The organism is Acinetobacter soli, from assembly GCF_000760595.1.
GTDB lineage: Bacteria > Pseudomonadota > Gammaproteobacteria > Pseudomonadales > Moraxellaceae > Acinetobacter > Acinetobacter soli.
On record NZ_BBNM01000031.1, the window covers coordinates 1 to 577 of the forward strand.

Annotated in this window: 1 pseudogene; it reads right to left on the reverse strand. The window is 45.1% G+C overall.

Features of this window, described 5'->3' with window-relative positions:
* Nucleotides 1-577, reverse strand: a pseudogene (locus Aso01_RS15820) (phage tail protein); the annotation flags it as partial.

Genomic DNA, 577 nt, shown 5'->3' on the forward strand with positions numbered 1-577 from the left:
GCACAATTTACCGCCTCAACAACTTCATTAATGATTTCATGCGCGGCACGCTGTTCTGTCAGTGCAGGGCTGATAAATAAGCCGGTTGCTGTACAGTAACGTCGAAACTCTGAGAGATCTGCCATATTCAAATTAGGTGCAGCACCATAGCGCGGGTGATTAATTAGATCCTCAACAACATCGGCCGGATTGGCATCATGAATCGTATCTGAAAACGTAATATCGCTAATTACTTCAAAGTTATGATTCGATAATGATGCACTACCACCTAAGTCGTAATTTGCACACGCGATATAGCCCAAAAATGGGTAATGTACTGCCTGATCAGGGTGCATGGATGCCAGATAACCCCAGACCTGATTCTGGTCACCGTCGAAGAGTTCAAAACCGAGCTGGTCAATTGGCTTGAGCTGTACACCGCCTTCAGTTTTTGGAACAATCTGCTCCTTATCTCGCCAGATATTGCCAATGTCGCGTATTTTGGTTTCGCATAAACCCAGCATTAACGATGCACTGTATGTATACGTGGTATTACTGGTTTTAGTTTTACCGCCCTTACCTCCCGACTTGGTTGTCG